Here is a 21,456-nt window from a genome sequence, read left to right on the forward strand (position 1 = left end):
ACTCTATTAGTCGTTCGCTGCTACTTGTGTTGAAAACGTATCTGAAAACCAATCGTTAAGCATCGCTTTTTCATAAGAAAGCGATTCAGTGCGATTGCGGCGAATATTCGATTCCATAAAATCCATATCTTTAAGTTTCACATCTTCACCACTTAAGATGACCTGACCGTCAGCATTAGCCAACGAGTAGCTAAACGTCATTCTAGGAATATCAACGCGCTTGATTATTCGCACGTCGCTGCCAGCGCCGTTACCAAATCCCACAAATTGACTCGGCCACACTTGCCCGGCTAAATCAAGGTTCGTTACCGTCATAGACAATACCTGCGATTCGGGTAAATCGCTGGCCAAATCTACAATGTGTTCTTCAAGCTCTTGTAGCGTTCGTTCGCGGAACCGTTTACGAGATTCATTGGTTGGTCTTACATCGCTATAAGACTCAGGTTCTTCCCACGTTATTTTCACCTCAGCGGCTTGAGTGGGAGCAAAAACGGTAAGGAGTCCCACCGCTGTGGCGCAGCTTAAACAAGAAAAAGTACGTAATTTATTCACTTTTATGCTCCTAAATTCAGTCGTTTAAACTATGAGTTAGCAAGACATTTAGAGAAAGCTTAGCATGCAGCAATTGTCGGCTTTTATATCAGCTTTATATTTAACCAACCTTGTTAAAATTGGCTAGTCTCGCTTTGCTACTTGCATAACTGACGACTGTTTAATGATTAGGCATAGTTGAACGCGTTTAGTTCCCGTAAAGTTTGGGTTTATATCGTCATTTTCACAATAGGTGTGGTGGAAACGTTTCACGCTAGCGCTATCAGCTGTGATTTGTTTGACATAATTCTGCTGATAAGGCTTTAAAGGGCTTAGCTGTATATTTATTCTATCTTGTAAACTCTGCAGTTCTTTTCGCTCTGGAAGAGTAGCAACAGACACCAGCCATTCTGAAAGAGAGTTTTGAATATCTTCAAAGAGATACTGAACAAAAGGAGATCGCAGCACAATTACTAAAACAATAATTTCAGCAGCGATAATAAAGAACCTAAACATGACTTCTCAGCTAACTTCGACGGATGTTCACAACAAATAGCCCCCAAATGGGGCGGATTGAGACACAATAAGCGCCACAACTTTTTGTCAATTTACATTATAACAACGTCCACTGTACATGATTTGGGCGCTAATTAACCATACTATTGGCAATAATAGTTCGATAACTGATTATGAATAAATACAGTAATCTATACGCAGGTATATGTAGGGAGTGCTGAGCTTTGATTTACAAACTTTAATCGCTTTCAATACATGTTGAACGACCGATTACCTGCAACCTAAATTGCCGCGAATTTGAAATTTATAGCTAACATTTTGTATGTGAGCTCGTATAAGCTGCTTGTAAAAGTTTACATCAAAGCTCTATATCACCTCATTAAGCAAAATGAGTAGAAAACTTTCTGAAGTTTCAGTATTGACTGAAACTTTAAAAAGATAGACCATACGTCGCATTATTGATCTATATTAAATATGACGTGTTAAACGCAGTTATACTGCACAGGCAGTTTGTTACGTCACATAAGGTTAAGTTATGAATGAACAAATACCGGTAAAGACCGTCACGCCGGTAAAAGTACATAAACCCAAAGGGGGTCCTGAAGGTAAACGCCACGACTCTCGTAGCCGTATTTATGTGCGTGCTGTACAAGGCCCTTTAGAGACCTTTAGACGCATGTTTGGCCTTTTCTTTTTGGGCCTTTTTGCCATCATTCCATGGATTCAGTACAACGGCCATCAAGCCGTGCTGCTTGATATTGGCGAGCAGCGATTTACTATTTTCTCACTAACCTTATGGCCTCAAGACCTCACTTTACTGGCCTATATATTTATAGTTTCCGCCTTTGCGTTGTTCTTTGTCACCACTTTCGCTGGCCGCGTGTGGTGTGGATTTATGTGTCCTCAAACAACATGGGTATACATTTACACGTGGTTTGAAGAGAAGTTCGAAGGCCCGCGTAACAAGCGTATAGCGCTAGATGCTCGCAAAATGGATGCAGATAAATTTTTGCGAAAGACGGCAAAGCATACCGCATGGGTTCTGGTAGCACTATTAACTGCGCTAACCTTCGTCGGCTACTTCACCCCTATTGATGCCCTGTTTGTTGACTTCGTCACATTTAACACCAGCTTCTGGGCAGGTTTATCGGTTATTTTCTTTGCCGTATGTACGTACGGAAACGCTGGCTACATGCGCGAAATCATGTGCACGCACATCTGCCCGTATGCGCGTTTTCAGTCTGCCATGTTCGACAAAGATACCTTTACTGTATCGTACGATGCAAAGCGTGGAGAGCAACGCGGCCCGCGACCACGCAAACTTAGTCACGAGCAAGTAAAGGAAAAAGGTTTAGGCGACTGTATAGACTGCAACCTGTGTGTTCAGGTATGCCCAACCGGTATCGATATTCGAAATGGCTTACAATACGAATGCATCAACTGCGGTGCCTGCGTTGATGCCTGTAACGGTGTTATGGACAAGATGGGCTATCCTAAAGGCCTGATAAGCTTTACCTCGGAAGAAGAACTTGCAGGCGGTAATACTCATATATTGCGCCCTAAACTAATTGGGTATTTTGTCGTACTTGTTGTTATGACCGGTTTACTATTCGCTAATATTTGGATGCGTAGCCCCACCGAAGTCGACATTATCCGCGATAGAAACTCGCTATATCGCGAAACGAATGAAGGGCTAATTGAGAACGTTTATACAATAAAAGTACTTAACAAAACTCAGCAAACCCAAACCTACTCTATTACTGTAAAAGGTTTGCCTGACTACAAGTACATTGGTGAGCAAACTGTAACAGTTGAAGGCGGTGCGGTGTATAGCACGCCAATTTCGGTTGCAACTGACGCCTATAATCTGGAAGATACGGTTACCGATATTTTTATCAGTGTAACCACCACTATTGATGGGGAAACGGTTACTGTTGATGAGCCAACCAAGTTCCTTTATCGATGACAGATTTTTCATTCTCTGGGCTTAGCCCAGACACCATATTAGATGCCCTGGAAAGTCAGGGCATTTTTCTTCAAAGCGGTTTGCTAGCACTAAATAGTTATGAAAACCGCGTCTATCAGTTTTTGGCTGAAGACGGTCAGCGCTATGTAGCAAAATTCTATCGCCCAGGTCGATGGACAGACGCTCAAATTCTTGAAGAACACGCGTTTGCTGCAGAGCTAATCGATAACGAAATTCCATTGGCTGCGCCCATTTCTCTCAATGGCAGCACGCTGCATCATCACACCGTGGCCGAAACTGACTATCGATTTGCGTTATTTCCTTCGGTAGGCGGCAGGCAATTCGAGAATGACAATCTTGATCAACTCGAATGGATGGGGCGTTTCATTGGCCGTATTCACCGCGTGGCCCATGCTAAAGGGTTTGCACATCGCCCCTCCATTGATATTGAAAGTTACCTCGATGAACCGAAGCAGGTGCTTACGCAAAGCACACTGCTGCCAGAGCATCTAAAGACAGCATTTTTTGCCATACTTAACCCCGTTATTGACGCCACGAAAAATGCGTATAAGCCAACATCTAGTATTCGGCTCCACGGTGACTGCCACCCAGGCAATATACTATGGCGCGATGGCCCTACTTTTGTTGATCTTGATGATTGCCGCATGGGCCCTGCTATCCAAGATTTGTGGATGATGCTAAGCGGCGACCGCCAACAACAGCTTTTACAGCTTGATACTTTGGTGGAAGCATACGAGGAGTTTCACCCGTTTGACACTGCACAGTTGCCACTTATTGAGCCCCTTCGCGCTATGCGAATGGTGCATTACATGGCATGGCTTTCACGACGCTGGGAAGACCCTGCTTTTCCGCGGGCATTTCCTTGGTTTGCTGAAGATAAATACTGGGAAGGTCAAATACTTGCTTTGAAAGAACAGCTATCGGCCCTTCAAGAGCCTCCACTGAAATTAGGATACTGAGCCAGCCCCTTTTTTGCTGAAAAAACGCTTTTTCGATGACCGTTGTCGTTAATCTTATGGTGGTTACGAAAAAGCGTAAGGTATAAGAAACCGTATTCGCTATCACTTTTTAACTTCGATATAATCGATGGAGTGTAGGTGCTCTTGTCTAACGCCATATTAACTACGGTGACAAGGGTTAAACGGGAAATCAGTGAAAAACTGATGCTGCCCCCGCAACGGTAAACTCAACGCGTTGTCGTTTTCTTTTCATACGCCACTGTCTTTTATGCGTTACATATTAAACGCCATTAGATGGGAAGGCAAAAGAGCTATTACATTTTTAGTAATGGTGAGTAAGCCCGGATACCGGCCTGTACTTCATGGTGTCGTTTGCTTGCTCACATCAGTAATTAAGCAAAAACGTGCACTTTCCCTAATCATGTGCTCGGGTGGAGCGCATCAAAGACAACATAAGAACCATGCGTACACATTTTACTAAAGCAGCCCTTAGCGCTGCAGTTATTTCGTGCTTAAGCACACCTGCCTTTGCTCAAACTTCTGACCAAGATATTGAAACCTTAACAGTAACAGGCACGCGTTTGCCTATTTCGTTAACCAAGCTTCCTGGTTCAGTATCGGTGCTAACTGAAAGCGACATTAAAGCTTCGGGCGCACTTCAACTTACCGATCTAATTCGCGGCCTACCTGGCGTTAGCTTGTCTCAGTCAGGCAGTCCTGGTGGCTTAACAGAGCTGCGCGTGCGCGGCGGTGAAACTAACCATCTACTTGTTTTAATTGATGGCGTTGTTGCCAACGACGTAGGCCAAGGAAGCCTAGTTGACCTTGCTCACTTAACTAGCGCAAACGTGGTGCGCATAGAACTTCTTCGAGGCCCGCAGAGCGCAAGATGGGGCAGCGGGGCTATCGGTGGTGTATTGAGCATTACTACGAAATCAGGCCAGTTTGCCGATAATGCGTCACACGTAGACTTCTCTGCTGGCGTTGGCACACAAGGTACGTTGCAGGGCAGCATGAACGCGCGTTCGCAAAGCGATAACGTAGGTATTTCTGCATACGCCAGCTACATACGTACCGACGGTGACAACGTATCTCGTGTTGGTAACGAAGATGATGGCTACGACAACCTGACCGCTGGCATTAATATTAATTATGCCGCAACGTCGGAGCATACGTTAATTGCTAACCTTCGCACGGTTCAGTACGAGAACGATTACGACGGCACTGATTTTGTGACGACAGGCCTTCCTGCTGACTCAGATAACGTGACGGATGGTTCACAAATTAGCGCGAAATTAAGATGGGAATTTGCTCCGGAAAATACAGGTTATCGCTCAGCGCTAAGTGCGCATTATCGCAAAGACGATAACGATAACACTGAGTCAGGTGCAGACACTGGCGGTACCACTGGTGAGCGCATAGAGTTAAACTGGACAGGCTTCTATACCATGGATAACTGGGAGTTTGCTGGCGGCGTTGAATACCTACAGCGCCTTTTTACCCAGCGCGGCCCAATTGCATTTGGCGATCCGAACCAGAAGCAGCACGACAATACTTATAGCGTATTTGCCGAGACAAATGGCCAGCTAACCGAGTCGCTAACCGCAACACTAAGCGCACGATTCGACAACAACAGTGAGTTCGACAATGCCGTAAGTTATCGCGGTGGACTTACATGGCAGCTTAACGATTACTATGCTGTTTTTACCAGCTATGGTAGAGCTGTTAAAACTCCTACTTTTACCGAGCGTTTTGGTTACTTCCCAGCGAGTTTTATAGGTAACCCTAACCTTGAGCCCGAAACCAGTGAAGAATGGGAAGTGGGTGTTAAAGCGAGCTGGACATCATTGTCTGCGCAAATCAGCGCATACACTACCGATCTTGAAGATGAAATAAACGGTTTTGTGTTTGTATCTGACTTGGGGGCGTTCAGCGCAGATAATATTGACGGTGACAGTTCACGAGAAGGAATTGATGTAGAGCTTAACTGGGGCAGTGGCTATGGTGACCTTACTGCCGCCTATAGCTATCTAGATGCTGAACAAACTGACGGTGGTATCTCAAGCACTGAGCTGCGTCGTGCGCGTCATCAAGGCTCGTTAACTTACACCACTAACTTTGGGACAGAAAAGTTCAGCTTTTACACTAAGCTGGCCTACACAGGAAGTCGTTACGATACTTTCTTCCCACCATTCCCTGAACCTTCTCAAACGTTAGCGCTTTCAGCTTATACCCTTGCTACAGTTAACTTGAGCTACCAGATAGACAAACAGTGGCAGGTATCTCTGAAAGTAGATAATGCGTTTGATACCGACTATGAGGATATTGTGGGTTATGCGGGTCAGGAGCGACGAGCGCTGTTTTCTGTTAACTACGCTATGTAGTTAATTTAGGCTTAGCCTAGCAATTTAATCGGCTACATCTTGGTGTAGCCGTTTTTCGTTCAATAATTTGACGTCTATTGTATTACTGTAGCTTTTACTTCTAATTATTGTCATCTCTTTTACCGCCAACTTAGGCTTCAGATCGTTCCCTTTCTCACGTTTTATGGTCTACCCTTCGCAATTAATGTTATTCATATTCTATTCATAGTGAGAGGTTTATCCTGCGACAATCGCTTATCCTATCGCAGACAATGTTAACCTTGTCGCGTACTAAGACCTTGTTGCGAAACAGGTCCTAGTTAAGCGAATAAGGCTGTGATAATCTCAACTTTGATAATCGTTTTTTAATACAGGATCATAATCCATGAAAAAGTTTGCAGTAATGTTTGTCATGGCAATGCTTTTGCCATTAACAGCTTGCGCTCAAGAGCCGGCATCTAAATGGAAAGAAGGTACGCACTATAAAGTGCTTGATAAAGAAGCCACAGATAAACCAGTCATTACTGAGTACTTCTCATTTTGGTGCCCACACTGCTTCCAATTTGAGCCAATCGTTGCACAAATTAAAGAAAAGAAAAGCGACGGTACTAAGTTCAACAAAGTACACGTAAACTTTATGCGCTTTACCGGCCCAGAAGTTCAGGACGATGCTACCAAAGCCATGCTTATTGCACGTGCAATGAAACAAGAAGACGCAATGAACGGTGCTATTTTTAACTATATCCACAAGCAACGTGCATCTATTACAGGCTTGAAAGACCTTCGCAATATCTTTGTTGTGAACGGCGTAGACGGTGAAGAGTTTGATAAAATGGCCAAAAGCTTTGGCGTGAACAGCATGGTGCGCAAGAATCAACAGCAAATTGATGAGTATCGTGAGCACCTAACTGGTGTGCCAAGCTTTATTATCAATGGTAAATATCAGCCTACGTTCACTGCTGACATGACCTTCGACGACATCGCTGACCTAATCGTGTGGCTATCTGAGCAAAAATAATTTGGTTAATATCCAATTTACTCATTAGACCTTGAATAATTAAATGGGCGCTCTGGCGCCCATTTTTTCGCCTTGGAGCATCCCAATGTATGCAGTAAGTGACTTTGCTGACTTTATCTGTGAGCTTGACCAACTAAAAGCAGTTAAGCGCCAGATCACCCTCCCCTGTGACAACTATCGACGGGAAAACTCCGCAGAGCACAGCTGGCATGTTGCATTAATGGCAAATATGCTAAGCGAATATGCGGCTAAACCTATAGATGTGACCCGCGTTATTCGCATGATCCTTATTCACGATATTGTGGAAATTGATGCTGGCGACATGTTTGCTTTCAATCATCAAACAGATCACGACGCACAAGCCGAGAAAGAGCTTGCTGCAGCCAAGCGCATTTTTGGGTTGTTACCAAGTCCACTTGATAATGAAATGCTTGAGTTATGGCTTGAGTTTGAAGCAGCCGAAACCGCAGATGCAGAATTTGCTAAAGCAATGGACCGAGTGCTACCTGTTTTCCAAAACATGAAAGACAACGGAGGAAGCTGGAAGCGTCACGGTATTGCAAGAGAGAAAATTGAGAAGCGTAATGCTCACCTTAAATCATGCGCACCGGCTTTATGGGACTACGTTATGCAGCAGCTTGATGTGGCCGTAGAAAAAGGCTGGCTAAGTCAGTAACGACTCAGCCAGATCTGTAGTATTAATTACAACATAACGTTGTAATAGTGTATTGCAATTAGAAGCGTGTACCAATCCACATCCAGAAGCGATTGGTATCCACCTTTATATCTCCCGCATCGTAAGTACCATACTTAATGCCAAAATTGTACTTACCTGCAAACTTCTTCGTATACTGCACATTAATTTCGCTGCCTAAGTCGTCAGCACCGTTACTGCTGTCGTCAGCGCTGAAATCGTGGTAAGCCAAAAGCCATTTACCACCGGCTAGCCCACCCGATAGAGATAACTTAAGATCTTTTAAGCCCTGTGCTGGCGTGCCCAAGAACTGATCAGTCCAACCGTTGAATTTGTGCAGCGTAGCTAGCGGCGTTGCAAACCCGTACAACCCATCGTCAGAACCTAGTATTTCGTAATCGACCTTAGCCGTCACGCCAGAAAACGTGGCTGCGACATACGCATTTAAATAAGAGGCGTCAAAGTCGGTGGCCGTTTCGCCCGCGCCAGCTTCGCTTGATTGCGTGGCAAACTCACCACCGTAAGCCCAACTCACGCTCTCACCTTTCATCTTTCCATCGTAGCTCACGCCATACGTGTCCAACGCGTTATCCGTGTCGTTGTCCACTTCTAAAAGGTAAGCGTAGGCCACAAACTTGCCAATTTTAGATTTATAAGTAGCATGAAGAATATGATCTTTAGAATCTAAATCTGCCGCCTCAGCAAAAATGCGGTTGCGTTTGTAAAGATAGCTATAGAATAGTTCTAGATTGTCTGTTGCCGCATATTTAGCGCTTACGGCATCAAAGGTCTGGCGGTCTTGTCGCCACCCAACGTGGCCAACAAATCGATGGTCATCCAACGTAATCACTTGTCGCCCTACTCTGGCGGTAAAGTTATCCGCCTTATACTGAATAAAAGCTTGATCAACTTCGGTGGTTTCAGGGTCGGCAATGACCGAATACTCACCTACGTTAAAGCCAGTAGGCCCCACAGTAAACTCATCTTGCCCAAGTACAATACGACTGTCTTCAACCTCAGCGGTAAATGAGAAACCATTAACGCTACCCGAACTAAACCCTAAACGCGTACGCAAAGTCAGTGCACTTGCGTCTTCTAACGCATTGTCTTGATCAACAGCTTCGTAGCGTAAATTCAGATCAGCCCATGCCTTTGAATCGCTTAATGCGCTGTGAATGTCAGCGGCCATTACGCTTCCACCCAATACTGTCATAACAGATGCTGTTAGCATCTTAATGCCAAAGTTTTTTAACGTGTTCATGTGTATTCCCTATCGGTATCAATTTTTATTAGTCAACACTTACCCAGCCAGCATTAGAATGCCGGTTGAAAAGTACTGGTTTTGGTTAGTTGGCGGAAAAGGCTTCCGCCCTAGTCAGGTGCCGATAAAGCTAGGCGGCATCTGACTTCTTAGCGTCTTTTTTTCCAGATGACACCCCGCTGGGTTTTGCTAGCTGTTGTGAATGTTTGTTAGTTGTAGGCGCTTGGTTGGCGCGTGACGAAACGGTTTCAACCTTCTTTTGTTTGTCGTAAAGGAAAGTTAAGACTTCATGTCTGTAGTGGTTGTACTGCTTGTTATCTGCAAGTGCTAATCTATCTCGCGGACGCGGCAACTCAATATCTAGAATTTCGCCAATGGTGGCTGCAGGGCCGTTATTCATCATAACAATACGGTCTGATAGCAATACCGCTTCATCCACATCATGAGTAATCATGATAACCGTGTTACCCAAATCAGCATGAATTTCCATTAGCGAGTCTTGAAGATGAGCGCGAGTTAGGGCGTCTAGCGCACCGAACGGTTCATCCATTAGCAGCACTTTTGGCTCCATTGCCAACGCTCGTGCAATGCCCACTCGCTGTTTCATACCACCTGATATTTCACTGGGTAATTTATCAAGGGCGTGGGTCATGTGCACAAGCTCTAGGTTGTGCATGATCCAGTCACGCATCTCGTTTTTACTCTTGCCTCGCATGGTCGATTTTACGGCCAGCTCAACATTCTTGTATACCGTAAGCCAAGGTAATAAAGAATGGTTTTGAAAGACTACTGCGCGTTCAGGTCCAGGCTGCTTCACTTCTGCGCCATCTAAAATTACGCCGCCGGTAGTAGCTTGGTGCAAACCTGCGACGATATTCAACACCGTTGATTTACCGCAGCCCGAATGGCCAATTAATGAAACAAATTCACCTTTGCTGATTTTAAGATTTACATCTTGAAGCGCAGTAAATGGCCCCTTCGGTGTGGGGAAGTCGATACCCACCTGCTCTAACTCTAAGTGTTTAGTGTGCATAAAATTCTCCTCAAAATTAGCGTAGTACGCTCGACTTGTCCCAGCTTACAGCGCGCTGAATCGATAACATTAGGCGGTCTAGTACAAAGCCAATAGCGCCAATGGTGAGCACTGCTACCATGATTCTCGCTAGCGACTCCGAACTTCCGTTTTGGAATTCATCCCACACAAACTTTCCTAGACCTGGGTTTTGGGCAAGCATTTCTGCCGCAATCAGTACCATCCAGCCAATACCAAGCGACAATCTAAGTCCTGTAAAAATCATGGGTATAGAAGATGGAAGTACTATTTTGGTGAGATGAGAAAACGGCGTAAGGCGCAATACCTTGCTTACGTTGATTAGGTCCTTATCAATATTTGATACACCTACTGCGGTGTTAATAAGGGTTGGCCATAAACAACAAAGCGAAACCGTAAAGGCAGAGGTCACGAATGATTTAGAAAAGGCCGGATCATCGCTGACATAAAGGGCACTTACCACCATAGTCACCAGCGGCAGCCATGCCAATGGAGACACTGGCTTAAATAACTGGATAAGTGGATTTATTGCGGTGTAAGCAGATTTACTTAGACCACATAGTATACCCACGGGAACCGCCACGACTGATGCAATTAAGAATCCAACCATGACGGTGTAAAGGCTTGTCCATATCTGATCAAAGAAGGTTGGCGCACCGGTGAATTCTCTAATTTTTGGCTGATAAGTAGGGTCCTGCGCTACACGCGCTGCATTTCTTGCTTCTTGACGTTGATAGAAAGCGTCTGCTTTTTCGCGCTGTGCAATATGCTCGTCAATTAACGCACCGGCTTGCTCAAAAACTTGTGCAGGCCCTGGGAACTGCCCCAGCGACGTGTCAATACTTTTTGCTACACCATTCCAAATGGCCAAAAACATCAGCAAGCCAATAACAGGCAGCAGCAACGCAGGCGTGGATTGATATAAACGGCTCAACAAAGAGTTGGCGTTTGACGGCGACGATGGAAGGCGAAGAATGGTTGTCATCTTGCTCATTGCTTGCTCCTGACACTTGATGTGCGCTTTTGCGCTGTTTATGCCCCGCCCTAGTTAGAACTGAAGGCAGGGCCATTAAATCAGACACTTACAGTACAGTGTCGCCCTTCAGACCAATCTTAAATTGCTCTAAGTAAGCGTTAGGCTTGCTTCCGTCAAACGTCACGCCATCAATGAATTCGCTCTGAGGCGGCTTGTAGCCCGTTTCCGTCCCAAACTCTGGAAAGTCAGACGCCTTAGCTTTACCTTCGGCAATCAGTGCTTTAGCAGCCTGAGCATAAACTTCTGGTTTATAAACTTTTTTGGCTGTCTCTTTATACCAATCGTCAGACTTAGCCTCTGAAATTTGACCCCAGCGGCGCATTTGTGTGAGGTACCAAATAGCATCACTGTAGTATGGGTAAGTGGCGTTGTAGCGGAAGAACACATTAAAATCAGGCACGTCGCGCTTGTCACCTTTCTCGTATTCGAAAGTGCCCGTCATGCTGTTAGCCAGTACGTCTTCATCTGCACCTACGTAGTTACTTTTAGCAAGAATCTTTACCGCTTCAGGACGGTTAGCATTGTCGTTTTCATCCAGCCACATTGCCGCTCGAATTAGGGCTTTAACCACGCGAATGTGCGTATTTGGGTATTTGTCAGCCCAGCCTTGGCTTACGCCGAACACTTTTTCAGGGTTATTTTTCCAAATTTCGTAGTCGGTGATCACAGGTACACCAATACCTTTAAACACAGCCTGTTGATTCCATGGCTCGCCTACGCAGTAGCCATAGATGGTGCCGGCTTCCATCGTCGCTGGCATTTGCGGTGGGGGGGTGACTGACAGCAGTGCCTGAGCGTCTATTTGGCCCGCAGTATCACCTTTATGCGGCGCATAATATCCAGGGTGAATTCCACCTGCTGCAAGCCAATAGCGTAACTCGTAGTTGTGTGTAGAAACTGGAAATACCATTCCCATGTTGAACGGCTTTCCAGCATTGCGGTATTCATCAACCACTGGCTTTAAATAATCAGCTTTAATAGGATGAACTGGCTTGCCATTTTCCTGTGGAATATGGGCCTTCATTTTGTCCCAAATTTCATTAGAAACGGTAATTCCATTACCATTGAGATCCATACTGAACGCTGTTACCACATGCGATTCCGTGCCGAAGCCAATGGTTGCACCAAGGGGCTGGCCAGCCAGCATATGAGCGCCATCTAATTGGCCGTCGATTACGCGATCAAGCAGCACTTTCCAGTTAGCTTGCGCTTCCAATGTAACGTAGAGGCCCTCATCTTCAAAAAAGCCTTTTTCGTACGCCACAGCAAGCGGTGCCATATCAGTGAGCTTGATAAAACCAAACTTAAGTTCTTCCTTCTCAGGCCAGCCTACCGCTGGCGCTTGTGCTGCCACACTCGCAGAAAAACTTGCTACAGAGACGGCAAGTGCTGCACATACTCCAGCACTCGCCGTTCGAAAGCGTTTTAGCAGTGATGTTGTCTTTAACCCAGTCATACGTGTTCCTCGTAGCCAAAAAAAAACCCACCAGCGTACGACGTTTAACCGTCGAGCATGGTGGGCTTCGTTGCCGTGTTTGTAATATCGGAGTTCTTACAAACGCATCAAGTTGTTAATGGTAAGTCAGGAATTCCCGCTCACACACCTCATCTTTAAGGGAGGTTTATTAAAAGCTTTAGCTTATAAAACCATCTTTATTTTTTATTATTATGCACTTGCCATAAATGCCGGAGATGATGATGCTTCCTTACCGTTCTCCGCTGAATCCTATTTTTTTACCCTATGGTAAGTGTTGTGCACTCCACTCTGCCATCGCATTTGTGTTTGCACCCGTTGCTTTGTACAGCAACGTTGCTGTTGCACGGATTAATTAGCACCCATCGTGCCAGAAATGTAAGCCATTAAAATTTATGAACATTTACACTATTGAGGTAAGAGAAAAGTGAGAATGAATTCGTTTTGGTGCACCACAACAGGGGGGGTGTTCAACCTTGGTGCGCGAAAGCAGATACCAAGGATGAACAAATATGGCCAATGACTAAAGCCGTCTGATTGTGTCGCTAATTTTCTAGAGGCGTTTAGTAAATTGCCCGATAGCGTTTACCACTTCATTGGCACCGCTTTGTATTTCGCTCATTGCTTTGCCTGACTGCGTTGAATACTCTAAGGCTTCGCGCGCTTTTTCCTGACCCGCTTCAATTAACTGAACTGCATTTTCTGTTAACTTTCTGTTTTCTACGACGACGTTTACGATTTCTTCAGTTGCGCTACTGGTTCGCGACGCTAGCTGCCTGACTTCATCGGCAACCACCGCGAAACCACGCCCTTGATCGCCTGCACGTGCAGCTTCAATAGCAGCGTTAAGCGCCAATAAATTAGTTTGATCGGCAATTCCGCTAATACTTTTAACCAAGTCCGCAACTTTTTGGGATTGCTCATCTAGGTCCTTAATACCTTCACTCGCATTGCCCATCTGTTTCGTTAATTCGTTCATCGCCTTAACCGTAGAATCGAGCACTTGATTTCCCTTACGAGCTTGCTCTCCAGTTTCTTGCGAAATGTTGAATGCAACGTTGGCGGCTTCGGAAATGGCGAACTCCCGCTTCATTTGCTCTGTAATTACCGTTGCGAATTTTACTACTTTATAAAGCTGACCATCTTCGTTTCTGATGGGGTTATATGACGCTTCTAGCCACACTTCATTCCCTCGGCTATCAATGCGTTTGAAGCGTCCAGATTCTAACTGTCCTTGCGCTAGCCCACGCCAAAACTGTTTGTATTCTTCCGAGTTCGTCTCTTGCTCTGTGCAAAAGATCCTATGATGCTTTCCAACTATTTGCTCCAACTTGTAGCCCATTGCTTTCAAAAAGTTTTCATTGGCTTTAATTATGCTCCCATCTAGATTGAACTCTATGACTGCGGAAGAGCGATTAAGTCCGGCAAGCATGTCTCTAAGTTCGTTGCTATAGGAAATATTGCGGGTTTGCTCAGCCATATAGAAAGCAATGCATTTTACGTTTCCATAAGCGTCGTCGATGGGCTGTACGATGCCTCTTACCCAAATCTCATGGCCTTTTGCATTATTGAAGCTAACTGCGCCATGCCAATGACGATGATTTTTAACAGCGCCTAGCATATCTTGAACGTCCGATTTCTTAAGCGATTTCGGGTCCATTAGGCTTTCAAGGGACTTCCCTTCTAGCTCTGAAATCTTAAATCCTGTTGCTTGAGTACATAGATCATTAATTGCATGTATACGTCCGTCTGCATTCAACTCAATGTACAACATTTCTTCACGAAGCTCTTCCTTAACCGTTTGATATGCCGCCAGTTCCTTTTCCAAACGTTGGTTTTCGGCTATCAACTCTTTATTTTTGAAAAACATCCTGCGCTCCTAATTAACTTCGTTTCACGCATTATTTATCAGCCGACTTAGCTCATAACGAAGCCCCCCTGACAAAATAGGCACTGGCGTATCACACTGAAATACGGTTAGTTGTCTGAAACGATAAGCTAGTTTTTATTGGTTTTGATTAAAGATAGCAGAGGAAATGAAGTTTATTGATGTTTCACACAAATAAAACTGAAGTTTTTTTGTTCAATAAAGATTAAAGATAGCCCAGTTTGGGGATTGGCATAAACGCGCTTCTTTTTGCTATACAAAAATACTCAAGGCAGCGATGAAAACACGCAGCGATTCCGGCCGCCCGTTTTGGCGCCGTACAAAGCTTTATCAGCGGTATTCAGGATCGAAGTTAACGTCCAGTTGTGGTGATTAACGAAATTGATCGTTGCAACGCCCAAACTTGCGGTAATTACGGGTGAAACTGTGCTCTTGCTGTGCTCTATCCCTAATGATTCTATCGCATCTCGAATCTCTTCAGCTTTCACCTTCGCGCCTTTCTCATCGGTATTGGGCAAAATCGCTACGAACTCCTCACCACCGTATCGAGCACAGAAATCAGTGTTACGGGTAATGACTTCATTAAGCCCAATAGCGACGGTTTTCAGGCATTCATCCCCTTTAGGGTGACCATAGTTGTCATTGTAAAGTTTGAAACTATCGACATCCAAGATAACTACCGTCAACGGCCAGTCATACCGTTTTGACATGGCTATCGCTTTTTCCATTTCCATTTTGAACGCCCGTCGATTTGGAATATTAGTAAGGGGATCGCTAAGTGACAAACGAATCAATTCGGTTTCTTGGCTCTTTACTCTCTCAAAATACAGTGCGAAGGTTTTAGCCAGGCGAGATATCTCGTCACTGCCTTCAAAGCTTGCTACTTCTTCACTATTTTTTTCAACCAAGTTGGTTAAAGCAATTAAACGCAGAATTATACGTTTGTTCAGCATGGTATTAATAAAAGGGAACGGGTAGGAATAGTGCAGCAAAATAATATCTGCGCCTTGCTGTCGCAATCTTTTAGACTCCTCCATGATGGCCTTTTGAGGAGGCGTTATAACAGTATCAGATAATTGGTACTCTTCTATCACTCTCTCATGTAGAACTGATATAACACCAAGAGTTAATTCTTCTTTTTTCTACACTCACAGAAGTGTGCAGGCCGTCAGGGGAGCGCCCCATCCGGTTATCTATCACGTTGCTGGCGACCAATGGAAAGGCAGCCTCATAAGAACGAAGAGACAGTTCATCTTCATAGAAACTAAATTCTCTTTTTGTGACCCCCATCACATCTGGCTCAAGGGAATTGAGAATATCAATAATGTGGGAGCGACGGTCAAACGAGGATAGCGCGCTCGGTCCAATTGAACCGCCGCCGAAAATGAAAAAGACGGTATCACTATTTTGCCGCTGCTGTTTTACGAGGGTCTGTAGATTTGCTTAACGCCCTGTGCGGGAATCGCTTATATTAGGCATATCTGCGGTTAGAACGAAAGTTACCCTAGAGGTTATAACCTGTTCTCGATTTTCAGATACAGCATAACCTGCTCGAAATAAGAGCGACAGGCTAACTAAAAAGACGAGCCATTGCGTGATTCGCATAACACCACTTAAGGTAACTTTGCTAATACTATTAACAAGTATAGCAACGATTAAGTCAATGCGACGATTGACTATTTTTCCTCTATGAAGAGGGTTTAACCCCCCCCCCGCAGTTAAACTTCTATTTATTAGACAGGTAACACGGGCTATCTGACCAATACAAAAGACGTGTGATCTTTGACGGAGTTAAACGGTTATTGCACCAAACGATTAAAACGGCGTTGCGCTTTTATCGCGCTGTGCCCAAAGCTGCCTTGCCTGGGACAGGGCATCTGCAACATCACACTTTTGTAGCAGTACCAAATAGCTGGCAAGTGTGCTTAAGATGGCTTGTTCACCGTAAAGGCTATTCGCGTTACCCGCCCACACATCAAGCATGTCGTTGACGTTCATGTCTTTATCTTTAAGCGCCCATTTGTCAGCAACCACCGGCATTATTACTTCTTCGGTCTCACCATTTCGGGTAATAAATAGCTCAGTTTCCCGCTCACCATTAACTTCAGGATCTCCGCCATCACCACGAAAGCAAAGCGCATCTATAGATGGATAATTCTCATTAACGCGGCAGTGTTTGTGGTCAAGGTGCATATGGTAAACGCCCTGTACGCAAAATTGTGCAGCGGTGGGATTCAACAACCTTGCGAGGGTGTTAGCGCATGAACGCAGGCCAAATACCTCACGAAGCTTAATAATTGTGTCGAGCGCAGGCAGCAAAGAAGACAAATCAAGGTAAGTCACCCCTTTATCCATTAGCTGCTGTTTGGCGTCTGCAATACTGCTAACTTCAGGCAGGCCCAATTGGGGTAACGCTATACTTGCATAAAGGCGCCCCGAACCCGGTTCATGAGCACCGTGAAGCATGACCGAGTAACCATTGTTGGCTAGAACCGCTACGGCCAATAAGTACCACGGTAACTGGCGACGCTTTCCCGCGTAGCAGCCAATATCTAACGTGGGGGTGAGGGTTTTAACTTCTGGCTCTATCAGCTCTCTGCATGCATCGACAAAGCCAATAACTTCTTCTGGTGTTTCTTCACGGGTACGCAGCAACATAAGAAATGCACCGCGTTGATCGCCTGTCACTTCATTGGCCAATACCATTTTCATGGCATGATAAGCCTCATCACGGGTAAGGCTACGCCCCCCTTTTTGACCTTTTCCAATAATTTTTATGTATTCACTAAATGGTTGCAGCATGCTTGGATGAATGTAATAGAAGAGTATTTACCTGTTGACGAGACTCTACCACCTTTCCAAATATAAGTAACGTAGGCCCCGTTAAATTTGCTGCTTCTACCTTGCTATGAATATCGGCAAGCACGCCAGTAATCACGCGCTGTTCGGGCGAAGTGGCATTTTCAATTGCCGCTACTGGCCATGTGGTTGGCACGTTGTGATGAATCAAGCCTTTGCATAGCCCTTCAAGTCGGCTTAGCCCCATATAAACCACCATGGTTTGCTTCAATACATTTTGCGCCATGGGTGCCATCTCTGGCCATTGATCCACGTCCTTAAAATGTGCGGTCATAAAACTCACCGACTGAGCACAACGCCTGTCGGTTAAAGGGATCCCCGTATAGGCTGACACACCCGATGCTGCCGTAATACCAGGAACAATAGCAAAAGGAATGTTGGCTTTTGTGAGTGCATCGGTTTCTTCGCAGGTTCTTGCAAATAGGGCTGGGTCACCGCCTTTTAACCGTACGACAGTGTGACCGTTGCTTGCCAATTCAACCACTCGCTTGCATATAGCGTCTTGGGTAAAGCTATGCTTTTTGCAGCGTTTTCCTACATATTCTTTCACCACTTTAGAGGGAATTAGCGCGAGAATATCTTCGCTGACTAAAGCATCGAACAGTACGACATCGGCTTGTTGCAGAAGACGAAACGCTTTTAACGTAAGTAACTCGGCATCACCAGGGCCAGCGCCGACGATGAACACCTGCCCTTGTTTAAGACCTTCAGTTTGCCTGTTTGCTAACTTCAACCACTTGCCAAAGTATGAATGCTTAGCTGGAGCTTTTGGATTATCGGAGCGCTGGCGCGTCGTCACGGTCGTGGCCGAGGTAGAAATAGCATCGCGATAAAAGAGGTTTAACAAAGGTTTCTGCGGTTTAAATAAGGTGCGCAAAAACGGTAACGACCAACTAGATGCAATTGACATGATTTAACGCTCCTAAACAGATTGAATTTCAATGACTAAATGCTTGTCTATCAGTTGAGACAAGGCGGGTTTGCACGAGCCACAATTCGTACCACATTTTAATGCTTCACCAAGCTCTGCCACCGAACTACAGCCTTCCTTGATGGCATGTGTAATGGTTTTTTCGCGCACTTCAAAACAGCTACAAACTACATCACCGTTTAAAAATGCGTCGTCTACTTGGCCACGTATTAAATTGCGCTGTATGTCTGTAGAAATAGATGTGTTGAGAAGGCTGGCGAGCCATTCGTTAGGTACTGACCATGTATTTTTTAAATGTGGCGCTGCCTGCGCTGTTGTATGTGCAGCTGCTGGTGCCCTTTCACCCTTTTCTGGCTCATCGCCTAAAAACGCCGCGAAACAAAGAGTATCATCGACAAGCGCAAGGCATACTGAGTATGTATGATGATGAAATTGCAATAGCACCGCGTTTTGCGGCAGCAGGGGTATCAACGCTTGGGTAAAATCTCGACGACCTTTGTTCGAAGCAACATTCAATACTGATAATGCTGCATCCGAGTTATTTAAAGGTGAAGACGCCTCTGTGCTTTCAAGCGGTGCCGTATTCCAGTAATCACACGCATGCTTTAGTGCGTCTTCATAACTGGGGCTAAATTCTGAATTAAGTGTTGATTGGTTTACTGATGAAACAAAGAGCTTGCCGTAGGTAACGAAATGAGCAGGCGCGATAGCAACCGCCGCGTGTTTTAACTCTGGTTGCCCTGAAATAGGGTCTACCGCGCTGGCATAAAGTGCGCCTAGTTTACTGTGCGAACCCCATTGCGCCGACCAGTGAATGGGAATAAATACTTCCCCTTTGCGCATATCCGTATCCGCTTTAACCGGATAGATAACGGAGGCGTCTTTACACACTGCACTTGAAAGAGAAACGAGGCTTCCGTCTTCAACGCCCAATTCAGCAGCGTCTTTAGGGTTGATATGCACGCAAGCACTTGGCATATGAGCCAGTAACTTTGCCGCTTTACCTGTGCGCGTCATGGTATGCCACTGATCTCGCGCCCGGCCGCTGTTCACAACAAAAGGATAAGCGTCTGATGTCACCTGCAATGGCGCTCTGTAAGTTACGGGAATAAGCCTAGCCTTGGCGTTGGGTGTTGAAAACTGCTTGTCTTTAAAAGGGCGTTTACTGGTAAGGCTAGGTTGAGAATTAGAACTGGCCGTATTCTCAGCTTTTGTAACTGCTTGAAAGGGCCACTGCAAAGGCGATAGCCCGTTGTATTGAGCTTCACTTAACGCTTGTAAAGGTGACAGGTCTAATTGTCGCTTACCGTTATTTTGATAGCCGGTTAGCCCAGCGTATTCGCAGAATATTTGTGACGGATGGGTAAAATTAAATGCCTCGCCAAAGCCCATTTTACCCGCCACTTCACACAGTATTTGCCAGTCGTGTTTTGCACTACCTGGTGGAGGCAATATACCGCGCTGACGTGATATACGGCGCTCTGAGTTTGTTACCGTGCCGTCTTTTTCCGACCACCCCGTGGCAGGAAGGGCAATGTGCGCGTAGTTAAGCGTATCGTTAGACTCAACAATATCAGACACCACCACCATGTCACATTTAGAAAGTGCGCGTTCAACTTGACCGCGATTTGGCATACTGACAACGGGGTTAGTCCCCATTATCCAAACGAATTTTACCTTTCCACTCTCAATTGCATTAAACAAATCAACAGCTTTAAGCCCCTGCCCTTTAGGCATAACAGGGGCGTTCCAATAGGTTTTAACAGTGCTGATATGCTCAGGGTTTTCAAGGTCCATATGAGCAGCCAGCATATTAGCTAAACCGCCCACTTCGCGGCCCCCCATTGCATTGGGTTGGCCAGTAATAGAAAACGGACCACAACCGTCTTTAGCAATTAAATCCATTGCTAAATGACAGTTGATAATGGCTTGGGCTTTATCCACACCAGCAGAAGACTGGTTTACGCCCATAGAATAAAAAGTAATTGCGCTAGAGGCTTTGCAGAAGGCATCAAAAAAGGCCTTAATACTGTTAACGTCCAGGTCGCATACTTTAGCAACGTCATCTAACGTTAAGGCATTTGCACTTTTAAGCGTTTCATCAAGCCCCTCGGCATAGCTCTCAACAACGGATTTGTTTATACGACCTTGTGCGTTTGCATAGCTGAGTAAACCGTTAAATAGCGCTACGTCGCTACCTGGCTTTAATGGAAGGTGTAAATCGGCAATGGTACAGGTTTCGGTTTTGCGTGGGTCAACAACGATGACCTTCATATTCGGATTTTTCAGCTTTGCTCGCTGAATGCGTTGAAAAAGCACTGGGTGCGCCCAGGCCGCATTACTTCCGGTGATCACCAGTAAATCTGTACATTCCAAATCGGTGTAATCGCAAGGCACCACATCTTCACCGAAGGCTCGCTTGTACGCGGCAACGGCTGATGACATACATAGGCGTGAATTCGTATCGATATTGGCACTGCCGATGAAACCTTTCATAAGCTTATTGGCAATGTAATAGTCTTCGGTGAGAAGCTGACCTGATACATAAAAAGCAACGGCATCCGCGCCATACTGCGCAATGGTAGAGGTGATCTTATCCGCAATCACATCGGTGGCCGTGTCCCAATCCACCGATTGACCTGCCATGGTTGGGTGAAGCAAACGTCCGTTTACGTCGTTTGTTTCAAGCAGGTTTGTTCCTTTAACACACAATCTTCCATAATTGGCGGGATGCTCTGGCGTGCCTTTAACAGTGTCCAGGGTTATGGCACGCGGGCTTACGTTGCAACTGATATCTACACCACACCCTACGCCGCAGTATGGGCATGTTGTTTGTCTTAATTGTTCAGACATCATGTCGGGTTGTCGTGTAGGCATATTCATTTCAT

15 protein-coding genes, 1 pseudogene and 1 riboswitch are annotated in these 21,456 nt (G+C 45.4%); of the genes and pseudogenes, 5 read left to right on the top strand and 11 right to left on the bottom strand.

Annotation, left to right across the window (positions count from 1 at the left end; translation table 11 throughout):
• Positions 1 to 6: 6 nt before the first annotated feature.
• On the bottom strand, positions 7 to 552 hold the full coding sequence (locus tag RJ41_RS09685; RefSeq protein ID WP_039219883.1) for a DUF3016 domain-containing protein: 546 nt from the start codon (positions 550 to 552) through the stop codon (positions 7 to 9).
• Positions 553 to 675: 123 nt separating this feature from the next.
• Positions 676 to 1,047, bottom strand: a complete 372-nt coding sequence (locus RJ41_RS09690) for a hypothetical protein (RefSeq protein ID WP_039219886.1) — start codon at positions 1,045 to 1,047, stop codon at positions 676 to 678.
• Positions 1,048 to 1,582: 535 nt separating this feature from the next.
• Between RJ41_RS09690 and ccoG the strand changes: the two genes are divergently transcribed.
• The 5 genes from ccoG to RJ41_RS09715 all read left to right on the top strand — a co-directional run bounded on the left by ccoG (position 1,583) and on the right by RJ41_RS09715 (position 8,050).
• A complete protein-coding gene (gene ccoG, locus RJ41_RS09695) occupies positions 1,583 to 3,013 on the top strand; it encodes a cytochrome c oxidase accessory protein CcoG (protein WP_039219889.1) in 1,431 nt (476 codons plus the stop codon).
• Positions 3,010 to 3,993, top strand: a complete 984-nt coding sequence (locus RJ41_RS09700; RefSeq protein WP_039219891.1) for a serine/threonine protein kinase — start codon at positions 3,010 to 3,012, stop codon at positions 3,991 to 3,993. The genes ccoG and RJ41_RS09700 overlap by 4 nt, the downstream gene beginning before the upstream one ends.
• Positions 3,994 to 4,112: 119 nt before the next feature.
• A riboswitch (cobalamin riboswitch) is annotated at positions 4,113 to 4,364 on the top strand.
• Between the two features lie 90 nt (positions 4,365 to 4,454).
• A complete protein-coding gene (locus tag RJ41_RS09705) occupies positions 4,455 to 6,377 on the top strand; it encodes a TonB-dependent receptor plug domain-containing protein (RefSeq protein WP_240485771.1) in 1,923 nt (640 codons plus the stop codon).
• 364 nt (positions 6,378 to 6,741) lie between these two features.
• A complete protein-coding gene (locus tag RJ41_RS09710) occupies positions 6,742 to 7,374 on the top strand; it encodes a thiol:disulfide interchange protein DsbA/DsbL (protein ID WP_039219897.1) in 633 nt (210 codons plus the stop codon).
• Positions 7,375 to 7,459: 85 nt separating this feature from the next.
• Entirely contained in the window at positions 7,460 to 8,050 is a 591-nt protein-coding gene (locus RJ41_RS09715) for an HD domain-containing protein (protein ID WP_039219899.1), read from the top strand.
• 58 nt (positions 8,051 to 8,108) lie between these two features.
• Here RJ41_RS09715 and RJ41_RS09720 read toward each other — a convergent pair whose 3' ends face one another.
• From RJ41_RS09720 to RJ41_RS09765, 9 genes and pseudogenes are all read right to left on the bottom strand, one after another.
• Entirely contained in the window at positions 8,109 to 9,329 is a 1,221-nt protein-coding gene (locus RJ41_RS09720; protein WP_039219902.1) for an alginate export family protein, read from the bottom strand.
• 130 nt (positions 9,330 to 9,459) lie between these two features.
• The gene (locus RJ41_RS09725; protein WP_039219906.1) at positions 9,460 to 10,362 is read right to left on the bottom strand and encodes an ABC transporter ATP-binding protein; all 903 of its coding nucleotides are present in this window, start codon (positions 10,360 to 10,362) and stop codon (positions 9,460 to 9,462) included.
• Positions 10,363 to 10,378: 16 nt separating this feature from the next.
• Positions 10,379 to 11,374: an ABC transporter permease gene (locus tag RJ41_RS09730; protein ID WP_039219910.1), complete on the bottom strand. Its 996-nt coding sequence runs from the start codon at positions 11,372 to 11,374 to the stop codon at positions 10,379 to 10,381.
• A gap of 88 nt (positions 11,375 to 11,462) precedes the next feature.
• Positions 11,463 to 12,872: a CmpA/NrtA family ABC transporter substrate-binding protein gene (locus RJ41_RS09735; protein WP_014948243.1), complete on the bottom strand. Its 1,410-nt coding sequence runs from the start codon at positions 12,870 to 12,872 to the stop codon at positions 11,463 to 11,465.
• A gap of 571 nt (positions 12,873 to 13,443) precedes the next feature.
• Positions 13,444 to 14,760, bottom strand: a complete 1,317-nt coding sequence (locus tag RJ41_RS09740; RefSeq protein WP_039219929.1) for a methyl-accepting chemotaxis protein — start codon at positions 14,758 to 14,760, stop codon at positions 13,444 to 13,446.
• 284 nt (positions 14,761 to 15,044) lie between these two features.
• A pseudogene (locus RJ41_RS19555) lies at positions 15,045 to 16,383 on the bottom strand (diguanylate cyclase).
• A gap of 210 nt (positions 16,384 to 16,593) precedes the next feature.
• The gene (locus RJ41_RS09755) at positions 16,594 to 17,580 is read right to left on the bottom strand and encodes a glycosyl transferase family protein (protein WP_039219933.1); all 987 of its coding nucleotides are present in this window, start codon (positions 17,578 to 17,580) and stop codon (positions 16,594 to 16,596) included.
• The gene (cobA, locus tag RJ41_RS09760; RefSeq protein WP_039219935.1) at positions 17,564 to 18,547 is read right to left on the bottom strand and encodes a uroporphyrinogen-III C-methyltransferase; all 984 of its coding nucleotides are present in this window, start codon (positions 18,545 to 18,547) and stop codon (positions 17,564 to 17,566) included. The genes RJ41_RS09755 and cobA overlap by 17 nt, the downstream gene beginning before the upstream one ends.
• A 12-nt stretch (positions 18,548 to 18,559) precedes the next feature.
• On the bottom strand, positions 18,560 to 21,451 hold the full coding sequence (locus RJ41_RS09765) for a nitrate reductase (RefSeq protein WP_039219936.1): 2,892 nt from the start codon (positions 21,449 to 21,451) through the stop codon (positions 18,560 to 18,562).
• Positions 21,452 to 21,456: the final 5 nt, after the last annotated feature.

It is taken from the genome of Alteromonas marina (genome assembly GCF_000808575.1).
Classification (GTDB): domain Bacteria; phylum Pseudomonadota; class Gammaproteobacteria; order Enterobacterales; family Alteromonadaceae; genus Alteromonas; species Alteromonas marina_A.